Genomic DNA, 3,815 nt, shown 5'->3' with positions numbered 1-3,815 from the left:
GGGGGGGACCCCGCCCCAGCCGCACCGTCGGCGGGACTCGGGCGCCGTAGGCGCCTCCCAGATCTAGGCCAGCCTTACCTGGGATTCCCGGATTCACTGTGAAAGGACTACGCATGCGCTACACCGGACCGAAGGTGCGGTTGTCCCGGCGCGCCGGCACCCCGCTGACCCGTAAGGCGGTCAGCTACTTCGAGAAGCGTCCGTACCCGCCCGGTGAGCACGGTCGCCGTGTCCGCCGCAACAGCAGCGACTTCGCCGTCCGTCAGGCGGAGAAGCAGAAGGTGCGCTGGTACTACGACCTGACCGAGAAGCAGCTGCTGCGCGTCTACGAGAACGCCAAGAAGCGCCCCGGCCGTACCGGTGAGGAGATGCTCGCCGAGCTGGAGCTGCGCCTGGCGACGGTCGTGCTGCGCGCCGGTTTCGCCGCCTCGATCTACGCCGCCCGCCAGTTCATCAACCACGGCCACATCACCGTGGACGGCAAGAAGGTCGACATCCCGTCCTTCCAGGTCAAGCCGGGCCAGATCATCAGCGTGCGGGAGAAGTCCCGCCAGATGGTCCCGTTCGTCGAGGCCGCCGAGGGCGTCCACGCCGACGACAAGATCGCCGGCCACCTCGCCGTGAGCCACCAGGACCTGCGCATCGCGGTCGTCGACCGCCCCAAGCGTGAGCAGATCCCGGTGCCCTTCGACGAGCAGCTCGTCGTCGAGTTCTACGCTCGCTAAACAGGGCTGTTCCCAGCCCCGAGCCGGGCAGAGGCCGTGTGGACGTTCGCCGTCCGCGCGGCCTCTGGCGCGTCCACGGCGTGGTGTGCGCCACCCGCCGGTTCCGCAGGAGCCACATCGTTACCGCAACGCAACCGCGACCAGGGGCGGCCTTTCAGTACCTGCGGCGGATGTGATAAGCGCTACCCCGGGTCAGGGGTTCCTCCGTGACGAAGTCGTGCATCTTCATCCGGCACCAGGCGGGGATGTCCGCCTTCGCGGCGGGATCGTCCGCGGTGACGGCGATGACGGAGCCGATGGGCACCTCGTGCAGGCGTTGGGCGAGCATGAGGATCGGGATCGGGCACTTGCGGCCGACCGCCTCCACGGTCACCAAAGGTCGCTCGTTCGGATACTCGGGCACGGTCATCCCCCCGCGGTGTCGTCGTCCTGTGTCCCAATCTTGACCCGCTCCTCCGACTAAGGCGAACCCGGTTAAGGGCGTCGTAAACCCAGCGATACGCTCACCTTGGTCCCGCCTCGCGCACCGCGCGCCGGTCGACGGCGAACGATCGCGGACGGGGGCCCGGGGGGACGCGCCGGGCCGCGCCTCGTAGCCAGCCGGGAGGGTTGCCCTCCGCGGGCGAACGGGCCCGGCTCCGTGTGCCGCCGCGCGTCCCGTAAAGGCTGTCTGGCAACACGCTGACCAGGTCAGCCCATGAACAGGACGCTGGACGGTTCGCGATAATGTTTCCCCCTGACAAGCTTTGGATACTTAGGCCGCCCGCGGACGATCCGCGGGCTTCACCGCTGGGAAGGCAATCCGTGAGTCCGACCCGCCAAGAGAATCGGCGCTCCAAGACGCGCCGATGGGCACCACGCGGCGCCGCGCTCGCCGTGCTGGGGCTGGCCGCGACCGGCTGCGCGTCGAACGAGCTCACTCGTTTGGGCATGCCGGAGCCGATCACCGAGCAGGCCGAGCGGGTTCTCTCGCTCTGGCAGGGCTCCTGGGTGGCGGCGTTCGCGGTCGGCATTCTCGTGTGGGGACTGATCATCTGGTCGGTCATCTTCCACCGCAAGCGCTCTGAGCAGTTGCCGCCGCAGGTGCGGTACAACATGCCCATCGAAGCGCTCTACACCATCCTGCCGATCGTCGTCATCTCGGTGCTCTTCTACTTCACCGCGCGCGATCAGGCCTACCTGCTGGAGACCGACGAGCCCGCCGACGTCCACGTCGAGGTCGTCGCCTTCCAGTGGGCCTGGCAGTTCAACTACCTGGACGAGACGCTGGACGACGGCGGCGAGGTGCAGTTCTCCGAGGTCGGTACCCCCGACCCGACCGGCAGCGCCGACCCCTCGACGCAGCCCACCCTCGTTCTCCCCGAGGGTGCGGTCGTGCACTTCGACCTCCGGGCGACGGACGTCATCCACTCGTTCTGGATCCCGGAGTTCGCGTTCAAGATGGACGTCATCCCCGGCCGGGACAACGCCTTCCAGGTCCAGCTCCAGGAGGGCACCTCCGGGGAGTACATCGGCCGCTGCGCCGAGCTGTGCGGCGCCGACCACACCCGCATGCTCTTCAACGTCGAGGTCGTCTCCCAGGAGGAGTACGACGCGTGGGCCGCCGAACAGACCGCCCTCGCGGAGCGGGAGGCGGCCGAGCTGGACGAGGCCGCCGCCCAGGCCCAGGCAGACGCCGAGGCCGCCAACGATGACGAGGCCTCCGAGCGGGCCGAGGGCACCGAGGCCGCCGAGGAGGAGACCGAGGCGACCGACGAGGGTGACGAAGCCGAGGCGGAGGACACCGAGGACGACACCGGGTCGGCCGACGCCGAGGAGAATGACGAGTCATGACCACCACCGTGAGTAAAGCGCGCACCGAAGGTCAGGCACCGTCGCGCAAGGGGTCGATCATCGTCAACTGGTTGACGTCGACCGACCACAAGGTCATCGGGTACATGTACCTGATCACCTCGTTCGCCTTCTTCCTCTTCGGCGGCGTGCTGGCCCTGCTCATGCGGGCCGAGCTGCTCGCCCCGGGCATGCAGCTCATGTCCAACGAGCAGTTCAACCAGCTGTTCACCATGCACGGCACGATCATGCTGCTGATGTTCGCGACCCCGCTGTTCGTCGGGTTCTCCAACATCATGATGCCGCTGCACATCGGCGCACCGGACGTGGCGTTCCCGAGGATGAACCTGTTCGGGTACTACCTGTACCTGTTCGGCAGCCTCATCGTCGTCAGCGGGTTCCTGACCCCCGGCGGCGCGGCGGCCTTCGGCTGGTTCGCCTACACCCCGCTGTCCGACGCGGTCCGTTCCCCGGGCCTGGGCGGCGACCTGTGGATCCTCGGCCTGGCGGTGTCCGGTCTGGGCACCATCCTGGCGGCGGTCAACTTCATCACCACCGGTCTGTGCATGCGCGCCCCCGGTATGACGATGTTCCGCATGTCGATCTTCTCCTGGAACACGATGCTCACCAGCGTCCTGGTGCTCATCGCCTTCCCGGTCCTGACCGCGGCCCTGATCGCCCTGGGCGCCGACCGCATGGTCGGAACACAGGTCTACAACCCCGAGCACGGCGGCGCCATCCTCTGGCAGCACCTGTTCTGGTTCTTCGGCCATCCCGAGGTGTACATCATCGCGCTGCCGTTCTTCGGTATCGCGACGGAGATCCTGCCGGTGTTCAGCCGCAAGCCGATCTTCGGCTACAAGAGCCTGGTGGGCGCGACGATCGCGATCGCCGGCCTGTCGGTGACCGTGTGGGCGCACCACATGTTCCCGACCGGCGCGGTGCTGCTGCCGTTCTTCGCGTTCATGAGCTTCCTCATCGCGGTCCCGACCGGTGTGAAGTTCTTCAACTGGATCGGCACGATGTGGCGCGGACAGCTCAGCTTCGAGACGCCGATGCTGTTCACGATCGGCTTCATGGTCACCTTCCTCTTCGGTGGTCTGACCGGTGTGCTGCTGGCCTCACCGCCGATCGACTTCCACGTCACCGACTCCTACTTCGTGGTGGCCCACTTCCACTACGTCGTGTTCGGCACCGTGGTCTTCGCGATGTTCGCGGGCTTCTACTTCTGGTGGCCCAAGTTCACCGGACGGATGCTCA

General features: G+C 67.3%; 4 protein-coding genes. 3 read left to right on the top strand and 1 reads right to left on the bottom strand.

All coding sequences use genetic code 11. The annotated features are described in order from the left end of the window. Positions 1-113: 113 nt before the first annotated feature. Positions 114-725 carry a 30S ribosomal protein S4 gene (gene rpsD, locus D471_RS0118785; protein WP_017600039.1) on the top strand — a complete coding sequence of 204 codons (612 nt, stop codon included), beginning with the start codon at positions 114-116 and terminating at the stop codon, positions 723-725. 154 nt (positions 726-879) lie between these two features. Here the strand turns inward: rpsD and D471_RS0118780 are convergent, their stop codons facing one another. Continuing rightward, positions 880-1,134, bottom strand: a complete 255-nt coding sequence (locus tag D471_RS0118780) for a sulfurtransferase TusA family protein (protein ID WP_040690288.1) — start codon at positions 1,132-1,134, stop codon at positions 880-882. Positions 1,135-1,529: 395 nt separating this feature from the next. On the opposite strand from D471_RS0118780, the gene ctaC reads away from it, so the two are divergent. Both ctaC and D471_RS0118770 read left to right on the top strand, forming a co-directional pair. Next, positions 1,530-2,558, top strand: coding sequence for an aa3-type cytochrome oxidase subunit II (ctaC, locus tag D471_RS0118775; RefSeq protein WP_442789767.1), 1,029 nt, complete (start codon positions 1,530-1,532; stop codon positions 2,556-2,558). Beyond that, positions 2,555-3,815, top strand: a 1,261-nt coding sequence (locus tag D471_RS0118770) for a cbb3-type cytochrome c oxidase subunit I (RefSeq protein ID WP_017600036.1), incomplete at its 3' end; no start/stop codon positions are given. The genes ctaC and D471_RS0118770, both read left to right, overlap by 4 nt.

The sequence above is a fragment of the Nocardiopsis lucentensis DSM 44048 genome, from assembly GCF_000341125.1.
GTDB lineage: Bacteria > Actinomycetota > Actinomycetes > Streptosporangiales > Streptosporangiaceae > Nocardiopsis > Nocardiopsis lucentensis.
This window is presented reverse-complemented; position numbering and strand designations above follow the sequence as displayed.